Origin of the sequence: Mesorhizobium sp. M00.F.Ca.ET.216.01.1.1 (assembly GCF_004010325.2) — a bacterium.
Lineage (GTDB): Bacteria > Pseudomonadota > Alphaproteobacteria > Rhizobiales > Rhizobiaceae > Mesorhizobium.
Map to the genome: position 1 here is coordinate 64,218 of NZ_SADR02000012.1, position 18,875 is coordinate 83,092.

Here is an 18,875-nt window from a genome sequence, read left to right on the forward strand (position 1 = left end):
AGACGATCGTCGGCGGTGCCCCTCATCCGCCTGCCGGCACCTTCTCCCCGTATAGTGACGGGGAGAAGGGAACTGGCCGCAACGCTGGCGCCCCCCTCTCCCCGTTCTTTACGGGGAGAGGGTAAGGGTGAGGGGCAGCACCAAGTAAGGCAAGTAAGGGCGAATCAAACCTGTGGCGATCGCGTGAGATACCCGTTAACCAAATGGACGAAACAATCGGGTTAGGCTAGCGTCGCCTCGTCTTAGCAACAGCTTACCTTCGGAACCGACCAACCCTTGTACCGCTCCCTCATCCAGAAATGTGTCGCGGCGCTGGCATTGCTGCTGTTTATTGCCGGCTGCACGACGGCGGCTCCTCCCGAAACTGTACTGGCAGTGCCGGCGCCGCCGCAGAAATATGCGGCTGTTGTCGTCGATGCCAGGACCGGCAAGACGCTGTTCGAAGTCAATTCGACGGCGCCGCGCTATCCGGCGTCGCTGACCAAGATGATGACGCTTTACCTGCTGTTCGAGGCGCTGGATTCCGGCCGCATCAGCAAGCAGACGTTGATCCCGGTGTCGGCCAACGCCGCCAGGCAGCCGCCGACCAAGCTGCGCTTCAGGCGCGGCGAGACCATCGATGTCGATTCGGCGATCCGGGCGATAGTCGTTAAATCGGCCAATGACGTGGCGGTCGCCGTCGCCGAATATCTCGGCGGCAGCGAAGAAGCGTTTGCCGCCATGATGACCGCCAAGGCGCGCCAGATCGGCATGGCCAGCACCGTCTTCCGCAACGCCTCCGGCCTGCCGGACGGCGACCAGCACACGAGCGCGCGCGACATGGCGGTGCTCGGCATGGCGCTGCGCGCCCGCTTCCCGCAGCATTTCCACTATTTCTCCGAAAGCGACTTCATGTTCCGCGGCCGGCTGGTGCGCGGCCACAACGACATGCTCGGCCGGGTGCACGGTGTCGACGGCATCAAGACCGGCTACATCAGGGCCTCCGGCTACAACATCGTTACCTCCTACGACGCCGATGGCCATCGGCTGGTGATCGTGGTGATGGGCGCCGACAGCGCACGCCAGCGCAACGACCATGTCGAGGCGCTGATCCAGCGCAGCCTGGCGCCGATGGCGGCGGATGCGAAGACGCAGGTATTGTACGCCGAGCAGCAGTGAGGCTGGCTGCAGACGGTGCGGTCGGTTGCCCGCTGACGGCAGTTATGCTATTAATTCCGGCATGGTTCTGATTTGCGCCAGCGACCCGCCGCCGAGGCGGGTTTTCGTTTTTGGCGCATCCTCCATAGGTCCGCAGACTTGCGCGCCTTCGGACGTGGACCTCGGCAGGACAGGCTCCAGATCATGGGACCAATCCCGAAAGCATGTTAATCCGCGTTGGCAGCCCTGCCGGGTCACTTGCCCGTTGAAGCCCGCCCCGGCTTCCGCTAAGAAGCCGTGGCTGGCCGGTTCGCCGGCTGGTTCGTTTTCCGGATCCGATCCTGAAAGCACCCGTAGCTCAGCTGGATAGAGCGCTGCCCTCCGAAGGCAGAGGTCACAGGTTCGAATCCTGTCGGGTGCGCCAAATTTTGAAGGTCCATTCTGGACACATAGGTTACGATTCATACTGGAGACATGGGTAACACTTTCGGCCCGAAGGGGTTGGGAAGTGGTTCCAGTCTGCATGTCTCATCGTCGAAATACCCCAGATCATAGTCCATGAAGCTGGCCAGCCAGATTCGATCGTCGACCTGTTTGACGCCGACGATCTGGCCGGCGAAGACCTGGCTGAGATTGATCTTCTTGCGATTGTAGCAGATGCGCCCGCAGGTGGTGACGGTAACCGCCTTGTCGTGGAAGGGATAGTCGAGGTCTGGCAGTCCCCGATAGGGTCGTGGCGAGGAGCTGTAGCGCTCGGCAGGGCAAGCCATATCGAGCGCCTGGTGCGGGCGTTCGGTGTTGAACTCCTGAACGAAGTCATCGAACTTTGCCTGCTGAAGGAAGTTGGCGCCGGCCGGTTTGGTGGTCTCCAGCTTGAGCGTCAGATGCATGCGTTCATGGCGGCCGTTCTGTTGCGGGCAGCCCGGCTTGATGCGCTCGATGGCGATACCGAGTCTCAGCCACCACACCGACAGTCTGGAGAGATTGAAAAGGGCGTTGGGACTAGCGAAAGGAACGCCGTTGTCGGTCCGGATCGCCCTTGGCAGGCCGAACTCCTTGAAAACGCTTTCGAACACGGTGAAGGCATAGGCCTCCTTGGTGGTGTGAAGCGCCTCGCAGGCCAACAGATAACGGCTGGCAAAGTCGCTGATCGTCAGCGGATAGCAATAGCGTCGGTCAGCAAGCATGAACTCGCCCTTGTAGTCGGCGCACCACAGATCGTTGGGCTGGCAGCCATGCGAGAGCGCCGTTCCCTCCGCCCTGTTGCGGCGCCGCTTGCGGCGCTTGACCAGGCCATGGCGGTCGAGCACCGCATGCACGGTTGAGATCGCCGGCGTGTGGACGTCCGGGTAGAGCCGCACCAGCCGCTCCCTGATCTTCGGCGCGCCCCAGCTGGGCTTGTCCTGCTTGGCACGCACAATCAGCTTCTCGATTTGGAAAGGAAGCTGATTGGCGTGCCGGTAAGGCCGCCGCGAGCGATCCGTCAGCCCCTCCAGCCCGCTGTCATTGTAACGATTGATTAGCTTGTAGCCGGTTTTGCGCGAAATCCCGAACTCCCGGCAAAGCTGCGCCATCTTCTCTCCATCCAGAAGCCGCGCAACGAATTTGAGACGCTCGTCCATGCGGTTGCACTCCTGCCAAGGCACCTTTGCTCTCCTCGCAAAGGGCCAGAAGTGTAACCCATGTCTCCGGAATGAACTGTCACCCATCTCTCGGGAAGGGCAGAACCTATTGAGTTGAAACGGTTTTCCGAAGAGGCGCCCGAACAAAAGAGAGAACTGTCAGGCCTCGGTGCCGGGCGACCACTGAGTTGATCGAGAACGCGAAGGCTTGGCCCGTTGCTAACCTCCGTGGTGCCTCGTCTCGAGGGTATCAGAAAATTTTCCTCTACTTGCGGTCGAGTACAGTGATGCCTTGCCAGCCACTGACTTGCGGGCTCTGCATCAGCTCGCAGCAGCGCTTCACATAAAGCGTGGCGGCGTGGTCGTTGGGGCACACTTTCAGGCACCGCGTGAAGGCGTCAACCGCGGCGGCGAAAACGCCGTCGCGATACAGCCCCAAGCCGCGCTGGAACTCTTTGGCCGCGTCCAACTTTCCCCCACGCAGGGCCGGCGGATCGAGATCCATCAACTCATAGATGGTGACTGGCGTGGTGCGCCCCACGACCACCACCCGGTCCAGCTCGCGCAGGAAGCTGCACGCGGAGTGGGAAAGTCGACGCACCGTCGCGTCGGTTAGAACGCATACGGCGCCGTAAAGCTTGGTTAGGCCTTCGACGCGCGACGCCAGATTGACCGCGTCGCCGACAACATTACCGTTGAGCCGTTGCTCGCCGCCAATGGCACCCAGCATCAGCTCACCGGAATTGATACCGATGCCGATACGTAGCGCCGCTTCGTCGCGCGCTGCCCGGATTTTGTTGAGATTGGCCAAAGCGCGGCATATGCCGGTCGCCGCGGCGATCGCGCTATCGGCGCCGCGGTGAAATAGTGCGACGAAGCCGTCGCCCTGATATTGGCTGATAAATCCATGACGCGCCGAGATTTCCGGCTCCATGACTTGCAGATATTCGTTGAGCAGCACGAAGGCTTTTTCGGCTCCGAGCGATTCGGACGTATTGGTGAAGCCGCGTAGGTCAGCGAACAAAATGGTCATGTCGAGGCGGATGTGGTCGGCCGGTGACACCGCCTCGATGGAGTCGCGCCCGAGGAGCTCAAGGAATTCGAACGGCACGAAGCGGCTATACGAACGAGTCAGTGACTGCAGTCGCTGATTGCGCTCGCGGATCTCGGCCGCCAGCGTGAAGTTGTGGAACAGCGCCTCGGCTTGGCCGACAAGGACTTCGAAGGACGAGCGCTGCTCGGCGCTTACCTCGTCGTAGAGCTCGCCGCGCACCAAGGTGCGGCCGCCAACGAGGATGCCGCTGAGCTCGCCGTCCTTGTCGGCAACGGGCGCTATGATCGCCTCGCGCAGGCCCAGCGCAGACCAAGCCTTCAGAACCGGGTCGTCTTGTTTCAAGATTCGGCTAGCGCCATCCTCGATCCAGCCCTTCTCGAAGGGTAATGCCGCCGCACTCGGCGGGTCATCGAAGCCGAAGGCCTGAGCGACGGACAGGTTCCCGTCCCAGCGCAGGAACAAGGCGATCTCAAACTCGAAGGCTTCGACAATGCCCTCCAGCGTCAGGATATGCAGCCCCTCCAGGTCCCGAACCAGCACCGCCCGCTGCACGTAGCGCTGGATCGCCTGGAAGCGCTGGAGCTCGCGGTCAAGCCGGCCCTTGGCGACTACGAGTTGTTGGTGCTGCACCTCTTGCCGGCCGACCTCGAGCTCGAGCTCGGCAATACGAGCCGCCAGAGCCGAAGGGTTCAATTGGGAGCTCCTCAGATCGCTGGCTGGCGCACCAGTGGGAACAAAGCGGAAGTGAAGGTATGCAAAGAGTTTCTGCCCATCAGCGGACAGAATTCGCCATAGCCATAGAGACCGAGCCATGGCACTTCGCGGTCGCCGATCAACGGCCGCTGCAGCTTGGCGATGATTTCGTCTTTCGACACCCGGTCCAATGATTGCCGCCCACGCGCGAGGCAGTCGGCCTGGAACACGGCGACGACCTCGCGACCGTCTACCATCGTCGCCATCCGGCTCATCATCTGGGTGACCCCGGCGAAGATCTTTTCCTCATCCCGATGCATCAGAAACAGCTTGGTTCCCACCCGAACGCGGGAGTTCAAATAGAAACCGCCGGTACCGTCAGTCTGCAACGCCGCCCGCATAATGTGCGAGTTGTTGTAGTCGTCGCGCGCCGCGCTATCGATCTCGATGCCGAGGGCTGCGAGCGGAATTGCTTGGACCGGCGATGTTTCGGCCGGGAGCCCGAGCCGCTGCATCACCTTCGGCCATGCTGGCAATCCGTCGAGCTGCTGGACCTGGCTGCCCTCGGCCGCAGTCACCACGAACGGCTCGCCGACTGGCCGGCTGCCATGGCTGGCCATCGACAGCAACTCCAACCCGGGGTCGGCCAAGCCGACCAGCAGGAGGCCGTGTTCGGTCACACTCTGCCCGTAGAACTGGAAGCTACTCTTCACCTTGGCGTTGTCAGCGGCAAGACCTCCGACGATTGGCACCTCGCGACCGAACACCGACTCGATGCCGGCCAACACCTCGTCGCAGGTGACGTCCAAGCCCGGCGTGTAAAGGAGGATCACATTGATGCCGTCAAGCTTGCCTTGAAGCTCCTGCGCAGCCTCGGCAACCAGGCCACGACCGTTCGACCGCGTCAAGCCGTCGCGGAAGATGACCGCAACCTCCGGACCGGCGATACTCATGACCGCCAGTGCCCGCATCGTCTCGCTAACGCCGTGGCTGTAGATGACGCCGGAGCCGGTGCAGCCCACGATGGCAGTGTGCGGGCAAGTTTCGCTCGCTGCAGCCAGCATCGGGCCAAAATTGTGACCCACCGTAGTATGGATAATAAGTACGGTGGCCTGGTCGGCATCCGCTTGCAGAACGGCCTCCCGCATCGCGGCGGCCGAGTTCACGTTCCCGCTGTATCCCGATCCGAACTTCAGCATTTTAGCGCTCCCAATCTGTGACAACATAACACAGGCTGAGCCACTATCAGAAGCGCGCATGCCGCCCGCGGCGTCACCCCCTCCGATCCTTGCGTCGCCGGGTCTTGGCACAATGCGAGGTGTGTTTTAGCAGGCAGTTTGGGGACGAGCACGAAACTATTGGCCGGGGTGACGCACGCGCTGGCGTTTGTGTGCAGCGAACAGCTCCTGCAGGTTTCCAATCCCCAATCGCTGAAGGGATCGTTTCCTGATCGCGGCGTTCGGTTTCAGCGCGCTCGCGAACGACACGGGCGAGCACGCCCGCAAGGCACTTCGGCTCAGCCCGCCGGGACATGCTGAAGTATCACTCATACCGTGTAGCCGAGCCTTCGCGCATGTGGGCGGGACTGGACCTGTGACCTTCAGGTTATGAGCCTGATGCTCCAGTTCTCATCTTCATCCTCTCCGGTGCGCCAGTTTTTGCAGGTCCATTCTGGACACATAGGTTACGGTTTATACCGGAGACATGGTGGACTGCACCCCTTGGGTGAGACACTAATTAGGGACAGTTCTCCAGGTTTTGGAGTGGTTCGAGCCTGCATGTCTCATCGTCAAAATATCCCAGATCATAGTTCATGAGTTCATGAAGCTAGCCAGCCAGATATGGTCCTCGACCTGTTTGATGCCGACGGTCTGGCCGGCGAAGACGAGGCTGAGGTTGATCTTCTTGCGATTGTAGCAGATGCGGCCGCACTGGGAGGTCGGCAACAGTTCACTTCATCGTGGCGATGCTGGTCTCGATATGCTCGGCTTCGATCCGCACTGGGAAGAAGGCGTCGCATTTGATTTTGGATTCGACGCCCGCGCAAGCACTAAGATATCGGAAGCGATGGTTTCTTCGCTGCCGTACAAAGTAGAAGAGATGCAGCGTCAGGCTATCCCCGGGTGTTTGAATTTCTGGAACAGATAGCTAATGACACAGCGGCGACAAAAGCTCAGATCGACGCGGCTTTGAGTTTCCTCCACTCTGAAAAGCATATCGATCTTTTGAACCAAGCTGGGAAGCGGAAGCGTCCCGGCTCTCGTATCGATCTCAACGATTTTATTCGTCTCTCCCAACAGCCGATGTTTTATGGCTTCAGCGACCTGAAGTAGGTTTTGGCGTGGCCTCAGAGACCTTTGGCAGCCTTCCCATTCACCCCGTCAAGCAGCGCCAACAGCCCCTTCAAAATCTCAATCGGTGGCGGCGGGCAGCCTGGGATGTGCAGGTCGACGGGCAGCACCGCCGAGACGCCGCCGACGACTGCATAGCTGCTGGCGAAGCAGCCGCCGTCCCTGCCGCAGTCGCCGAGAGCGACAACCCATTTGGGGTTGGGTGTCGCGTCATAGGTGCGTTTCAAGGCCTCACGCATGTTCTTGGTGACCGGCCCGGTGACTACAAGCACATCGGCATGGCGCGGCGAGGCGACGAAGCGGATGCCGAAGCGCTCGATGTCGTAGAAGGCGTTGCTCAGCGCATGCATTTCGAGTTCGCAGCCGTTGCAGGAACCGGCGTCGACCGCGCGGATCGACAAGCTCCTGCCCAGCCGTTTCCGGGCGGCGCCATCGAGGGCGCGGGCGAGCTCGGCGACCGCCGCATCGCTCGCCTCGGGCGGACGCTCGGTGAGCGGGGGGCGTACCAGGCTTTCGAAGAGAAGCTTGCGCATGACAACCTGACTTCAGAGATCGTGGCCGGAGTAGGAGCAGTTGAACGACTTGTTGCAGAGCGGGAAGTCGGCGACGATGTTGCCCTCGATCGCCGCTTCGAGCAGCGGCCATTGGAACCATGACGGGTCGCGCAGGTGGCAGCGCTCGACCAGGCCGGTTTCGCCAATGCGCAGCCAGACCAGCATATCGCCGCGGAACCCCTCGACCAGCGCCATGCCTTCACGCGGCCAGCCTGCATGTCGTCCGACTGCCTCAGCGATATCGACACGGACCGAGCCACGCGGCAGCCGCTCAAGAATCTGCTCGACCAGCGACAGGCTCTGCTCGACCTCGCGGACGCGGATCCAGACGCGGGCGTTCACGTCGCCCTCCTGCAGGACGGGAACGTCGAAGGCGAGCTCGTCATAGGGTGCATAGCCCGGGCTGCGCCGCGCATCGAAGTCCCGTCCTGAGGCGCGGCCGACATAGCCGCCGGCCGCGTATTGACGGGCGAGTTCGGTTTTGAGCCGGCCGGTTGCGACGGTGCGGTCCTGCAGCGACGCCGTGTTGTCGTAGAGCTCCACCAAATGGGGGAACCGCTGCCTGATCTCGGTGATCGCAGACCGAATTGCGGTCGTGCCTTCCTCGTTCAGATCGCCTTCGACGCCTCCGGGCACGATGCGGTCGCGCATCAGGCGATGGCCGAAGGCCGCATTGCCGGCGCGCAACACGCGCTCGCGCAGCACGCCGCAGTGGGCATGCATGAGCGCAAAGGCAGCATCGTTGCAGATGGCGCCGATATCGCCAAGATGGTTGGCCAGACGCTCCAGCTCAGCCATTAGCGCCCGCAGCCAGACGGCACGCGGCGGGACCTCGACACCGAGCGCGGCTTCGACGGCGCGGGCAAAGGCAAGCGCATAGGCCACGGTGCTGTCGCCGGAGGTCCTGCCTGCGAGCCTGGCGGCACGATCAACGGGCGAACCGGCCATCAGGCCTTCAATGCCCTTGTGCACGTAGCCGAGACGCTCTTCCAGCCGGACAACGATCTCGCCGCTTGCCGTGAACCGGAAATGCCCGGGCTCGATGATGCCGGCATGCACGGGCCCAACCGGGATCTGGTGCAGGCTCTCGCCCTCCGCCGGCAGGAAGCGGTAGGAGGATGCCGCGGCCGCAGCCCCGGGCTGCGCCGCGAGGGGATGAGTGACGCCCCACTGGCCATGATCGAGCCAGCGGCGCGTATCGGGAAGCCCCTGCGGCAAGAGCCCGAACAGGTCGGCGGCGGCACGCTCGAGCCGCAACGCCGGCGGATGCCGCAGGCCGACCGACGGGTAGCGGCCGCCGGGGCATGGCAGGCTGATGACGCCGATCTCGCGAGCCTCGTCGAGCAGCGCCATGTGGACGGTCTCCGGCTCGCCCCAAAGGCCGAGCAGGCTCCAACGGCCTGCGGCAAGCTGCTCGACGGCAAGGTTCCAGGTTTTCGGCGCCACCACGGCGCGTCTGCCGGGCGCGTGGTGCTCGACAGGACGGCCGGCCTCGATGAGGTCGAGCAGCGCGGGCATCGTTCTCTTGCTCGTCCGCTTCATCCCAGTATGTCCGCGACATGCTGGAACCACGAGACCAGCGGCGCCGGCAGGTAGATGCCGGCGGCAAACACCAGTGCCAGGTGGGAATACATCGGCACGTAGGATGCCTCAACCGGTGCTGTGCTGCCGCGCGGCTCGCCGAAGGCGACGCCGGTCAGCCGCAGCAGCAGGGCGCCGAAGGCGAGCAGGAGCCCGAACACCAAGGGGATCGCCAGAAACGGGTGTCTTGCGAATGTCGAACTCACGACCAGGAATTCGCTCATGAAGATGCCGAGCGGCGGCAGGCCGGCGATGGCAACGACGCCGATGACCAGCGCCCAGCCCAGTCCGGGGTGAGATTCCGTCAACCCTCTGATGTCGGCGATCTTCTGCGTTCCCTTGACCTGCGCGATATGACCGACGGCAAAGAAGATCGCCGACTTGGTCAGGCTGTGCATGACCATATGCAGCAGGCCGGCAAAGTTCGCCAGCGGACCGCCCATGCCGAAAGCAAACACGATGATGCCCATGTGCTCGATCGAGGAGTATGCGAACAGGCGTTTGATGTCGCGACGGCGGTAGAGCATGAAGGCGGCGAAGATCAGCGAGGTGAGCCCCATCGTGACCATCAACGGCCCCGGGGCGATCGCCTCAGGGCTCGCGGCAAGCAGCAGCTTGAAGCGCAGCACGCCATAGAGCGCGACGTTGAGCAGCAGGCCGGACAGCACAGCCGAAATCGGCGTCGGGCCTTCGGCATGCGCGTCGGGCAGCCAGGCATGCAAGGGGGCAAGGCCGACCTTGGTGCCGTAGCCGAGCAGCAGGAAGACGAAGGCGACGTTGAGCAGAGCCGGGTCGAAACGCGCCGCCTGCTGGATCAGAACCGTCCAGACCATGGCATTGGTGCCCTCGCCGACAACCGGTTGTGCGGCCATGTAGACGAGGATGGTGCCGAACAGCGCAAGCGCGATACCGACGCTTCCGAGAATGAAATATTTCCAGGCCGCCTCCAGCGCTTCATGCGTGCGATAGATGCCGACCATGAGCACGGTGGTCAGGGTGGCAAGCTCCACCGCCACCCACATCAGGCCGATGTTGTTCGACACGAATGCGAGGTTCATGCCGAACATCATGACCTGGTACATTGCGTGATAGAATCTGAGGTTCGGCGCGGTCAGCCGGCCGGTCTCCAGTTCGTGCGCAATGTAGGAAGCGCTGAACACGCTGGTGGTGAAGCCGACGAATGTGTTGAGCACGATGAAGACGATGTTGAGGTCGTCGACCAGCAGATACTGCCCGGGCTGCGGCCGCTCGGTGACGAAAAGCGACAGCGCGGCGAGCAAGGTCAGGAAGCTGGCGGCGACATTCAGGCCTGCCGTCATCTTGTAGTTCGGCATTGCCGCCAGAAGTGCGGCAGCACCTGCCGGTATCAGCAGGATGGCTGCCACGGCGTCGAAAGAAAACCCGGTCAACGGCGTTCTCCCCGGTAGTCGTCAAGCGCACCGACATCCACCGAGTCGAACCGCTCGCGGATGCGGAACAGGAAGACGCCGATGACGATGAAGGCGATCAGGATCGAGAAGGCGACGCTGATCTCGACGACCAGCGGCATGCCCTTGGCGCCGGTGGCGGCCAGCACCAGGCCGTTTTCGAGCGACATGAAGCCGACAACCTGGCTGACGGCATTGCGGCGGGTGACCATCACCAGGAGGCCGAGCAGGATAATCGACAGCGCGAAGGCCAGATCCTCGCGGGCGAGCGGATCGGCTTCAGGCGTGACCCGCAGCATCAGCACCATGGACAGGGTCACCAGGCCTATTCCGGCAAGCATGGTCGGACCGATGCCGACGGCGGTCTCGATGTCGCGATGGATGCCGAGCCGGTGAATGATGCGATGCAGCCCGACGGGAATGACGAGCGCCTTGAAGATGAGGGCGATCGCCGCAGTGACGTAAAGGTGATGGGCATCCTGGATATAGGCCTGCCAGGCCACCGACAAAGCGAGCACGATGGCGTGGAGCGCAAAGACGTTGATCAGCGCAAACAGGCGATCCTGGTACAGCATCATGAAGCTGACCAGCACCAGGCCGCCGGCGAGCAGATGAGCGATGTCGAAGGTGAGGCCGTTCATCAAAGGCTCCGCGAGACGAACAACAACAGCGTGCCGAGCAGGGCCAGCATAAGTGCCGCGCCGAGAAAATCCGGAACGCGGAAGACACGCATCTTGGCGATGGCGGTCTCGAACACCGCAAGCAGAATGCCGCACACGGCAAGCTTGCCGGCATAGGCGACGGCGCCCACAACGAGAGATTGCGGTCCTGCCCCTGCGATCGCCAGCCCCCAGGGGATGAAGACGCAGGAGATCAGCGAGACATAGAGCAGAAGCTTGAGGAAGGTGGCGAACTCGATCATCGCCAGATGGCGGCCGGAATATTCCAGCACCATCGCCTCATGGACCATGGTGAGTTCCAGGTGCGTCGCCGGATTGTCGACCGGTATGCGGGCGTTTTCGGCGATCGCCACCATCACGAGAGCGATCAGCGACATGCCGAGCGAGACCCGCAGGCCAACATCCGGCGAAGCCATGAAGGCGGCGACCGTCGAGAGTTGCGTCGCTCCGGCGACGAGGGCCAGGCTGAACACGATCAAAAGCATGGCGGGCTCGGCCAGCGAAGCGATCATGACCTCGCGACTTGCGCCTATGCCGCCGAAACTGGTGCCGACGTCCATCGCCGCCAGCGCCAGGAAGAAGCGCGCGCTGCCAAGCAGGGCGACGATCGCAATCAGGTCGGCGGTCCAGCTGAATTTGAGGCCGGTGGCGAATGTCGGCACGAGTGCGGCGGCAACCCAGGTGGCGGCGAAGATCAGGTAGGGTATGACGCGAAACAGCCAGGATGCGTTGTCCGCCAGCACAACCTCCTTGCGCATCAGCCGCAGCAGATCGCGATAGGGCTGGATCAGCGGCGGGCCCTGGCGTCGCTGCAATCTCGCCTTCACCTTGCGCACGAAGCCGGTCAGCAGCGGCGCCAGCACAAGCACCAGCACCATTTGCGCGCCCTGGACGGCCAGTTCGAAGATCAGGGCCATAGCGCGAGCACCAGAAGCAAGGTGACGAGGAAGAGGAAGACGAGGGTCAGATAGCGCCGGATGGTGAGAAACTGCAGGTGGTTCAACTTCTCCGTCGCAAACCCGATGGCGCCGGTGATCGGCTGGTAGAACGTCTCCCAGACCACGTCGTGGACTTCCACATCGAGGCGGGCCGGAGCGGTGGCGCCCGGCGGCGGCATCTCCACCCTTTCCCTGGCACGGAATGCAAATGTGCCGAAGACGCGGCGGATGGGCTGCGCGAAACTGACGGCCGTGTATTGCGCAGCCGGCGTGATGTCGGGGAAGCCGCAGCCCCAGGCGGGACCCCGGCGCAGCGCGTGTGAGGCGAAGCGGTGGATGACGAATGCGGCGAGCGATGCAGAGATTGCAATGAACACGAACACCAGCAGGCCATTGTAGGAGCTGCGGCTTTCGCCGATCGGCACGATCGACAGCCAGGGCTGCGCCAGCTGCACCGGCATGCGGTTGCCGATCAGCGAAAGCGTTACCGGCGACAGGCCGTCTATGACCAGGCCCGGCAGAATGCCGGCAAGCAGACAAAGAGCGGCGAGAGCAAACATTGCCGCCAGCGAGTAGCGGTCGACCTCATGCGCATGCTCCACCGCTGCGGAGCGCGGCCGGCCGAGAAATGTAATTCCGAACGCCTTGACGAAACAGGCCGCGGCCAGCGCCGCCGACAGCGCCAGCAGGCCGCCGACAGCGGGCACCATGACCTTCAAGCCCCATTGCGGCAGATCCGGGCTCTGCAAGATGGCCTGGAAGGCCAGCCATTCAGAGACGAAGCCGTTGAAGGGCGGAAGCGCGGAGATCGAAACGCAGCCGACCAGAAAGACAAAACTGGTCAGCGGCATGCGATGGATGAGACCGCCCAGCTTCTCCATGTCGCGTTCGCCGGTGGCGGTGAGCACGGCGCCGGCGCCAAAGAACAGCAAGCTCTTGAAGAAGGAATGGTTGAGAACGTGGAACAGCGCGGCGGTCAGCGCCAGCGCTGCGGCCGACGGCATCGCGTTCGCCTTGAAGGCGAGCGCCAGGCCGAGGCTGGCGAAGATGACGCCGATGTTTTCTATTGTGCTGTAGGCAAGCAGCCGCTTGAGATCCTTTTCCAGCAGCGCGTAGAGGATGCCGAGCACCGCTGTCAGGCCGCCGAGGGAAAGCACGACGACGCCCGACCACCATGCCGGTTCACCGAGCAGGTCGAAAATGACGCGTATGAAGCCATAGACGGCGACCTTCGTCATGACGCCGCTCATCAGCGCCGAGACGTGGCTTGGCGCCGCCGGGTGCGCGAGCGGCAGCCAGACATGGAGAGGGACCAGGCCGGCCTTCGAGCCGGCGCCGAGCAGCATGAGACCCAGGACGGCGGCAGCGACGAACTGGCTTGGCTCGGCGGCGCGCATCGCATCGAATGTGTAGGTTCCGCCTAGCCCGGCCAGCAGGCCGAAGGCGAGCAGCAGCGCCAGCGTGCCGAAGCTCGCCATCACCAGGTAGATGTAGCCCGCCCGCGTGTTGTCCTGTTCGCGGTGGTGCGCCATGACCAGCGCCCACGATGCGAGCGACATGAACTCCCAGGACAGCAGGAACGAGAAAGCATCGTTGGCCAGCACGACAAGATTCATGCCGGCAAGAAAGGCCGGGAAGAACGGCAGCACCCGGCCTGGCGCGGGCTCGTGATGGCCATAGCCAAGTCCATAGAGGCTGGCTGCGGCGCCTCCCAGATTGACGACGAGCAGAAAGAATGCCGACAGCGCATCGAGACGGAATTGAGCGCCGATCCACGGCAGTCCAAGCGGCAGCGTGACGGCAGAGACGCCGGCGGGATCACCGACCAGTTCGCCGGTAACGATCACCAGCACGACGGCCGAGATGGCAAGGGTTGCGCCATAGACAAGCTGTGTCGCCGAACCTCGCCGGCCGATGGCGACAGCTGCGATGGCGGTTCCCAAAAGCGCTGCGACACCCCACAAGGGAAGGGCAACGACCGACATCACGGCAGGCTCCCGCCGAAACCGGCTTCCGCGTCATCGGCGCCGGAACCCTTGGCCGGATTGACGCCCGCCTTGAGCCGCACGCCGCGCCCGCCGGAGGGGCTCGCCGCGCCTTCACCGATCAGCTCGATGCCGGCGGCCTCAAGTGCCGCAATCAACTTCATCAGGGAATCGACATTGCCCCTGATCATCCACTCGCTGGCTTCCATGCGCTGGATTGTCGGCACTGAAAGGCCAGACAATTCGGCAAGCCTGCGCTGGTCGATGCCGAGCAATGCCCTGGCGGCGCGCAATTGCGGAACGGTTATCACCCATCGCCCTTCTTTGTCAGCTCTGAGACATAAGCTCTACGCGTTACAGCGTACATTGAAACGTCTCACAGTCAATAACTGATATGTGAGATATCTCTTTTGACGGCAGCGCTTAAGGCTACCTGTCCCGGCAGATTGCGTGCAGGGCATTGGCCTGCAAATGGACGTCCAGTCGCTCACTTTGCTCCCGCCCACGAGCCCTAGGAAGCCACAACGCCGACCGATTCCCGCTCGACCAAGGGGCACTCCAGCTTGGTGATGGGGTAACGGCCGTGGCCGGGCGCCGGCGGCGTCTCGAGCTGTTCGATCGCCCATTGGCCCATCGCCATGTGCGGCAGGATCGATGTCGTCAGCGGCGGGAACAGATGGCGGGCGATCTCCTCGTCGTCATAGCCGACGACGGAAATATCCCCGGGGATGTGCAGGCCCGCTTCCTTAAGCGCCTCGTAGCAGCCTATTGCCGTACGGTCGTTCTGGCAGAAGATGGCGGTCGGCCGGTCCTTCAGCGCAAGCAGCTTGACGGTGGCGGCATAGCCCGCGCTTGCCGACCAGTCGCCCTCGACGACCAGCTCCGGATCGAAGGGGATGTCGGCGGTGGCGAGCGCGCGGCGATAGCCTTTCAGCCTGTCCTGCGCGGCCTGCATCCAGGGCTCGCCGGTGATGGTGGCGATGCGGCGGTGGCCATGGCTGATCAGGTGGCGGGTGGAACTCTGGCCGCCGGCGATCTCGCTCGGCACCACGGCGGGGAAGGCATAGTCGGCAGTGTAGCAATTGAGCAGGATGACCGGGATGTCGAGGCCGTAGAGGAAGTCGGGCGCGGTGATCTCGCGGGTGAAGATGGTCATATAGATCAGCGCCGAAATGCCCCGCTTGGTGAGCGCGGAAATAGCGCGCGGCTCCATGACGGCGTCGCCCATGGTCTGCGCCACCAGCAGCACGTTGCCGGCGTTCCACGAGGCCTGGCGGGCGCCTTCGATGGCGACGACGGCCTCCGGACTGGTCGCCAGCTGATCGACGGCAAAGCCTATCACCCCGTCAAGCCCGTCGAAGGAGGCGACAGGGCTTCGCAGAGCAGAGAAGGCCGGTGGCGCATAGCCAAGAGCCCGCGCGGCCTCGATCACGCGCTCGCGGGTCTGCTGAGACAGCCTAATGCCCGGCGTGTTGTTGAGGACGAACGAAACCGTCGCCTGGGAGCAGCCGGCGGCCCTGGCGATATCGGTCATGGTGACGCGGCCCTTGGGAGTTTTCCCGGACGGCTTGCGGCGCCTGGAGACCTCAAGGGCGGGATCACGCAGATCCGTCGGTTCGCTCATGATCTTTTGTTTCCCATCCCGGCCTGTCTAACCAGAGGCCGTCAGCGTCGGCAACACGGCCCTGCACAGTGAGCTTATAAAACAAACACCGAACTAATCATTATTACCAGCGAGTCGCCGCCGGCACCAAGCCACGGCACAAGGCGGCAAGGGGCGCGCAGGAGATGATTTCACCCAGAATTCCTCAATTCTGCGACCTGCTGACTACGTGGTACCCTCTCCCATGCCATGCGGCAGGGCGCGCCTTCCGCTAGGGGCGCATGGATTTCCAGCCAGCAACTAATACTATTTACTAATAGCCGTAAGCGTTCTAATGTCAATTTGTCATGCCCGGTTCGGCATCGAGCGGGCCGTGAGGGAAATCAGCGTGCGGCGCAGTATCGTGCGGCTATCAAGCCGGCCGGGGACCTGCAGCACAGTCGCAAATGTCAGACAAATCGGACTATTTACTAATCGAAGGCGAGTGTCTAGAGTTCAAGATCGTGGCTGGAATGGCGCCGTTCTTCGCTGCCAGGAACCCTTGAGGAGGAGGGCGTCCAAGCCGCAATCGACAAATTCACATCAGCATAAACGACTGATTCAAATGGGAGGTTGAACATGAAATCTGCGATACGAAATGCGTCCGTCGCCGCAGCGGCCTTGCTGCTCGGCCTGTCCATCACAGCAATGGCGCGCGCCGACGACAAGCCGACGCTGGCCTTCGTCGTCAACGGCGCCTCCGATTTCTGGAAGGCGGCGGAAGCCGGCGTCAAGAAGGCGCAGGCCGAACTGCCCGATTACAATCTGGAGCTCAAATATCCCGAGCAGTCGTCGGTCGCCATCCAACAGCGGCTGATGGACGACCTGGTGACGGCCGGCGTGAAGGGAATCATGGTTTCGGCCGTCGACCCAAAGACATCGACCGACGGGCTGAACAAGATTGCCTCGGAGACGGCGCTGTTCACAACCGACAGCGACGCACCGCAGACCAAGCGTGTTGCCTATATCGGCTCGTCCAATGTCGACGCCGGCAAGCAGGCGGCGGAGATCGCCAAGAAGGCGATGCCCGACGGCGGCAAGTGCCTCGGCTTCGTCGGCCTGCTCGGCGCCGACAACGCCAAGGAGCGCATCCAGGGCATGAAGGACGGTCTCGCCGGCACCAAGATCGAACTGATCGACGTGCGTGGCGACGACATTGACCAGGCCCGTGCCAAGAAGAATGTCGAGGACGCGCTGGTTGCCAGTCCCGACGTGACCTGCATGGTCGGCTTCTATTCCTACAACACGCCGCGCATCTATGAAGCGCTGCGCGACGCCGGCAAGCTCGGCCAGATCACCGTCGTCGGCTTCGACGATGATCCGATCACGCTGGGCGGCGTCAAGGAAGGCACCGTCGCCGCGACCGTCGTGCAGCAGCCCTTCGAATGGGCCTACCAAGGCATGAAGCTGATGGCTTCTTATCTCAAGGGCGACAAGTCGGGCGTTCCCGCCGACGGACTGATCATCGTGCCGACCAAGATCATCGGCAAGGACGATGTCGACGCCTATGCCGCAAACCTGGCGGCGATGTCAGGCAAATAAGACAGGAGCAGTTGCACCGGCCAGGGACTGATCCCTGGCCGGTGTTCATATTGACGAACCCTGCAGGGGTCGTCAGTCTGCAGATGCGGCCACAATGGCCCAGCGGCTGCTGTCAGGCATGATGAATTACTCCGACACATCCATCGTCGCGTCCGCTCCGTTCCTCAGCCTCGAGGGCGTGCGCAAGACCTATCCCGGCGTCGTGGCGCTGGACGGTTTTTCGATGGAGGTCAGGGCCGGCGAGGTCATCGGCCTGGTCGGTGAAAACGGCGCCGGCAAATCGACGCTGATGAAGATCCTCGGCGGTGTGACCAGGCCGGACACCGGCACGATAACCGTCGACGGCCTCGCCCATGACGGGCTGACCGTCGAAGCCAGCATCGGCTCGGGCATCGCCTTCGTCCACCAGGAACTCAACCTGTTCGAAAACCTCGACGTTGCCGCCAACATCTTTTTCGGCCGTGAACCGCTGCGCGCCGGTCCGCTCAAGCTCGTCGACCGTGCCAAGCTGCGCACGCAGGTGGCGCCACTGCTGAAGCGGGTGGGCGCCAATTTCTCGGCCGATACACCGGTAGCGGCGCTGTCGCTTGCCCAGCAGCAGATGGTCGAGATCGCCAAGGCGCTGTCGATCAAGGCGCGGCTGGTGATCCTCGACGAGCCGACGTCGAGCTTGCCGATTGCCGAAACCGACAAGTTGCTCGATGTCATCACCGCGCTGAAGGCAGAGGGCATCAGCGTCATCTTCATCTCGCACCGCCTGCACGAGGTCGAGCGGGTCGCCGACCGTGTCGTCGTGCTGAGGGACGGCATGCTTGCCGGCACGCTGTCGAAGAGCGCCATCAACCACGACCAAATGGTCAAGCTAATGATCGGGCGTATGCTGAAGGAGAGGGAGAAGGCCGCAGAATCGGCGCGCGCGCCAGGTAGCGTCGCGCTGTCGGCCAACGGCGTTCGCACCAGCGCCTATCCAGACCGGCCGGTCGATCTCGATGTCAGGCACGGCGAAATCCTCGGCCTTGCCGGCCTTGTCGGCTCCGGTCGGACCGAACTGGCGCGCGTGCTTTTCGGCATCGACGAGAGCTTTGGCGGCAGCTTGCTGCTCGATGGAAAAGAGCTCGTGCTTGGATCGGCTGCCGATGCAGTGGCGAGCGGCATCTTCCTCGTCCCCGAGGACCGCAAGCTGACCGGCATCCTGCTCGACCTGTCGATTGCCCAGAATATTTCGCTGCCCAACCTGTCGGCGCATGCCCGGCGGTCGCTGGTTTCGGCCAGCGCCGAAGCTGCCACCGCCGAAAAGCAGAAAAGCAATCTCGGCATCAGGGCGCCTTCGGTGGCGACGCGCACCGGCACGCTCTCCGGCGGCAACCAGCAAAAAGTTGTGCTGGCCAAGTGGCTGGCGATGAACCCCAAGGTGATGATCCTCGACGAGCCGACGCGCGGCATCGACATCGGCGCCAAGGCCGAAATCTACGGGCTGATGCGCGCGCTGGCCGATGCCGGAGTCGCCGTGCTGATGATCTCCAGCGACATGGAGGAGGTGATCGGGGTCTCGGACCGGATCGCCGTCATGCATGAGGGCCAGATCTCCGGCATTCTCGACAGGGAGCACTTCAGCCAGGAAAACGTGCTGCTGCTGGCGGTGGGCAAGCGGCCGAAATAGCGTTTTGTT

The 18,875-nt window shown here is 63.0% G+C and carries 15 protein-coding genes, 1 tRNA gene and 1 pseudogene; 5 read left to right on the plus strand and 12 right to left on the minus strand.

Going from position 1 to position 18,875, the window contains the following annotated elements:
* Window positions 1–276: 276 nt before the first annotated feature.
* Together EN859_RS17010 and EN859_RS17015 are read left to right on the plus strand one after the other, a co-directional pair.
* Window positions 277–1,158, plus strand: a complete 882-nt coding sequence (locus EN859_RS17010) for a D-alanyl-D-alanine carboxypeptidase family protein (protein WP_127854053.1) — start codon at window positions 277–279, stop codon at window positions 1,156–1,158.
* 326 nt (window positions 1,159–1,484) lie between these two features.
* Window positions 1,485–1,561: transfer RNA gene (locus tag EN859_RS17015), tRNA-Arg, on the plus strand.
* A gap of 37 nt (window positions 1,562–1,598) precedes the next feature.
* On the opposite strand, the gene EN859_RS17020 is transcribed toward EN859_RS17015, so the two are convergent.
* The 4 genes and pseudogenes from EN859_RS17020 to EN859_RS17035 all read right to left on the minus strand — a co-directional run.
* Window positions 1,599–2,759, minus strand: a complete 1,161-nt coding sequence (locus EN859_RS17020; RefSeq protein ID WP_127854054.1) for a helix-turn-helix domain-containing protein — start codon at window positions 2,757–2,759, stop codon at window positions 1,599–1,601.
* Between the two features lie 265 nt (window positions 2,760–3,024).
* Window positions 3,025–4,506, minus strand: a complete 1,482-nt coding sequence (locus EN859_RS17025) for an adenylate/guanylate cyclase domain-containing protein (protein WP_189502027.1) — start codon at window positions 4,504–4,506, stop codon at window positions 3,025–3,027.
* An 11-nt stretch (window positions 4,507–4,517) separates the two neighbouring features.
* Window positions 4,518–5,705 carry an FIST N-terminal domain-containing protein gene (locus tag EN859_RS17030; RefSeq protein ID WP_189502030.1) on the minus strand — a complete coding sequence of 396 codons (1,188 nt, stop codon included), beginning with the start codon at window positions 5,703–5,705 and terminating at the stop codon, window positions 4,518–4,520.
* A 538-nt stretch (window positions 5,706–6,243) separates the two neighbouring features.
* Window positions 6,244–6,443, minus strand: a pseudogene (locus tag EN859_RS17035) (hypothetical protein); the annotation flags it as partial.
* Between the two features lie 186 nt (window positions 6,444–6,629).
* Between EN859_RS17035 and EN859_RS17040 the strand changes: the two are divergent.
* Entirely contained in the window at window positions 6,630–6,839 is a 210-nt protein-coding gene (locus EN859_RS17040; protein ID WP_127854057.1) for a hypothetical protein, read from the plus strand.
* A gap of 14 nt (window positions 6,840–6,853) precedes the next feature.
* On the opposite strand, the gene EN859_RS17045 is transcribed toward EN859_RS17040, so the two are convergent.
* From EN859_RS17045 to EN859_RS17080, 8 genes are all read right to left on the minus strand, one after another.
* Complete coding sequence (locus tag EN859_RS17045) at window positions 6,854–7,390, minus strand: NADH-quinone oxidoreductase subunit B family protein (protein ID WP_127854058.1); 537 nt, start codon at window positions 7,388–7,390, stop codon at window positions 6,854–6,856.
* Window positions 7,391–7,402: 12 nt separating this feature from the next.
* Window positions 7,403–8,929 carry an NADH-quinone oxidoreductase subunit C gene (locus EN859_RS17050; RefSeq protein ID WP_127854059.1) on the minus strand — a complete coding sequence of 509 codons (1,527 nt, stop codon included), beginning with the start codon at window positions 8,927–8,929 and terminating at the stop codon, window positions 7,403–7,405.
* Between the two features lie 20 nt (window positions 8,930–8,949).
* A complete protein-coding gene (locus EN859_RS17055; protein WP_127854060.1) occupies window positions 8,950–10,401 on the minus strand; it encodes a hydrogenase 4 subunit F in 1,452 nt (483 codons plus the stop codon).
* Complete coding sequence (locus tag EN859_RS17060; protein WP_127854061.1) at window positions 10,398–11,060, minus strand: hydrogenase-4 component E; 663 nt, start codon at window positions 11,058–11,060, stop codon at window positions 10,398–10,400. Before EN859_RS17060 ends, EN859_RS17055 begins: the two co-directional genes overlap by 4 nt.
* The gene (locus EN859_RS17065) at window positions 11,060–12,016 is read right to left on the minus strand and encodes an NADH-quinone oxidoreductase subunit H (protein WP_127854062.1); all 957 of its coding nucleotides are present in this window, start codon (window positions 12,014–12,016) and stop codon (window positions 11,060–11,062) included. The genes EN859_RS17060 and EN859_RS17065 overlap by 1 nt, the downstream gene beginning before the upstream one ends.
* Entirely contained in the window at window positions 12,007–14,022 is a 2,016-nt protein-coding gene (gene hyfB, locus EN859_RS17070) for a hydrogenase 4 subunit B (RefSeq protein WP_127854063.1), read from the minus strand. The genes EN859_RS17065 and hyfB overlap by 10 nt, the downstream gene beginning before the upstream one ends.
* A complete protein-coding gene (locus EN859_RS17075) occupies window positions 14,022–14,333 on the minus strand; it encodes a helix-turn-helix transcriptional regulator (RefSeq protein WP_127854064.1) in 312 nt (103 codons plus the stop codon). Before EN859_RS17075 ends, hyfB begins: the two co-directional genes overlap by 1 nt.
* Before the next feature lie 200 nt (window positions 14,334–14,533).
* Window positions 14,534–15,646 carry a LacI family DNA-binding transcriptional regulator gene (locus tag EN859_RS17080; RefSeq protein ID WP_189502032.1) on the minus strand — a complete coding sequence of 371 codons (1,113 nt, stop codon included), beginning with the start codon at window positions 15,644–15,646 and terminating at the stop codon, window positions 14,534–14,536.
* Window positions 15,647–16,243: 597 nt separating this feature from the next.
* On the opposite strand from EN859_RS17080, the gene EN859_RS17085 reads away from it, so the two are divergent.
* Window positions 16,244–17,206 (plus strand): sugar-binding protein, encoded by a 963-nt coding sequence (locus tag EN859_RS17085; protein WP_127854065.1) that lies wholly within the window; start codon window positions 16,244–16,246, stop codon window positions 17,204–17,206.
* A 121-nt stretch (window positions 17,207–17,327) separates the two neighbouring features.
* A complete protein-coding gene (locus EN859_RS17090) occupies window positions 17,328–18,866 on the plus strand; it encodes a sugar ABC transporter ATP-binding protein (protein WP_127854180.1) in 1,539 nt (512 codons plus the stop codon).
* The last annotated feature ends 9 nt before the right edge of the window (window positions 18,867–18,875 follow it).

Coding starts and splice junctions, on each gene's coding strand:
- EN859_RS17045 (WP_127854058.1), bottom strand. CDS start 7,390: ATGCGCAAGCTTCTCTTCGAAAGCCTGGTACGCCCCCCGCTCACCGAG.
- EN859_RS17020 (WP_127854054.1), bottom strand. CDS start 2,759: ATGGACGAGCGTCTCAAATTCGTTGCGCGGCTTCTGGATGGAGAGAAG.
- EN859_RS17050 (WP_127854059.1), bottom strand. CDS start 8,929: ATGCCCGCGCTGCTCGACCTCATCGAGGCCGGCCGTCCTGTCGAGCAC.
- EN859_RS17030 (WP_189502030.1), bottom strand. CDS start 5,705: ATGCTGAAGTTCGGATCGGGATACAGCGGGAACGTGAACTCGGCCGCC.
- EN859_RS17065 (WP_127854062.1), bottom strand. CDS start 12,016: ATGGCCCTGATCTTCGAACTGGCCGTCCAGGGCGCGCAAATGGTGCTG.
- EN859_RS17060 (WP_127854061.1), bottom strand. CDS start 11,060: ATGAACGGCCTCACCTTCGACATCGCTCATCTGCTCGCCGGCGGCCTG.
- EN859_RS17085 (WP_127854065.1), top strand. CDS start 16,244: ATGAAATCTGCGATACGAAATGCGTCCGTCGCCGCAGCGGCCTTGCTG.
- hyfB (WP_127854063.1), bottom strand. CDS start 14,022: ATGTCGGTCGTTGCCCTTCCCTTGTGGGGTGTCGCAGCGCTTTTGGGA.
- EN859_RS17090 (WP_127854180.1), top strand. CDS start 17,328: ATGAATTACTCCGACACATCCATCGTCGCGTCCGCTCCGTTCCTCAGC.
- EN859_RS17080 (WP_189502032.1), bottom strand. CDS start 15,646: ATGAGCGAACCGACGGATCTGCGTGATCCCGCCCTTGAGGTCTCCAGG.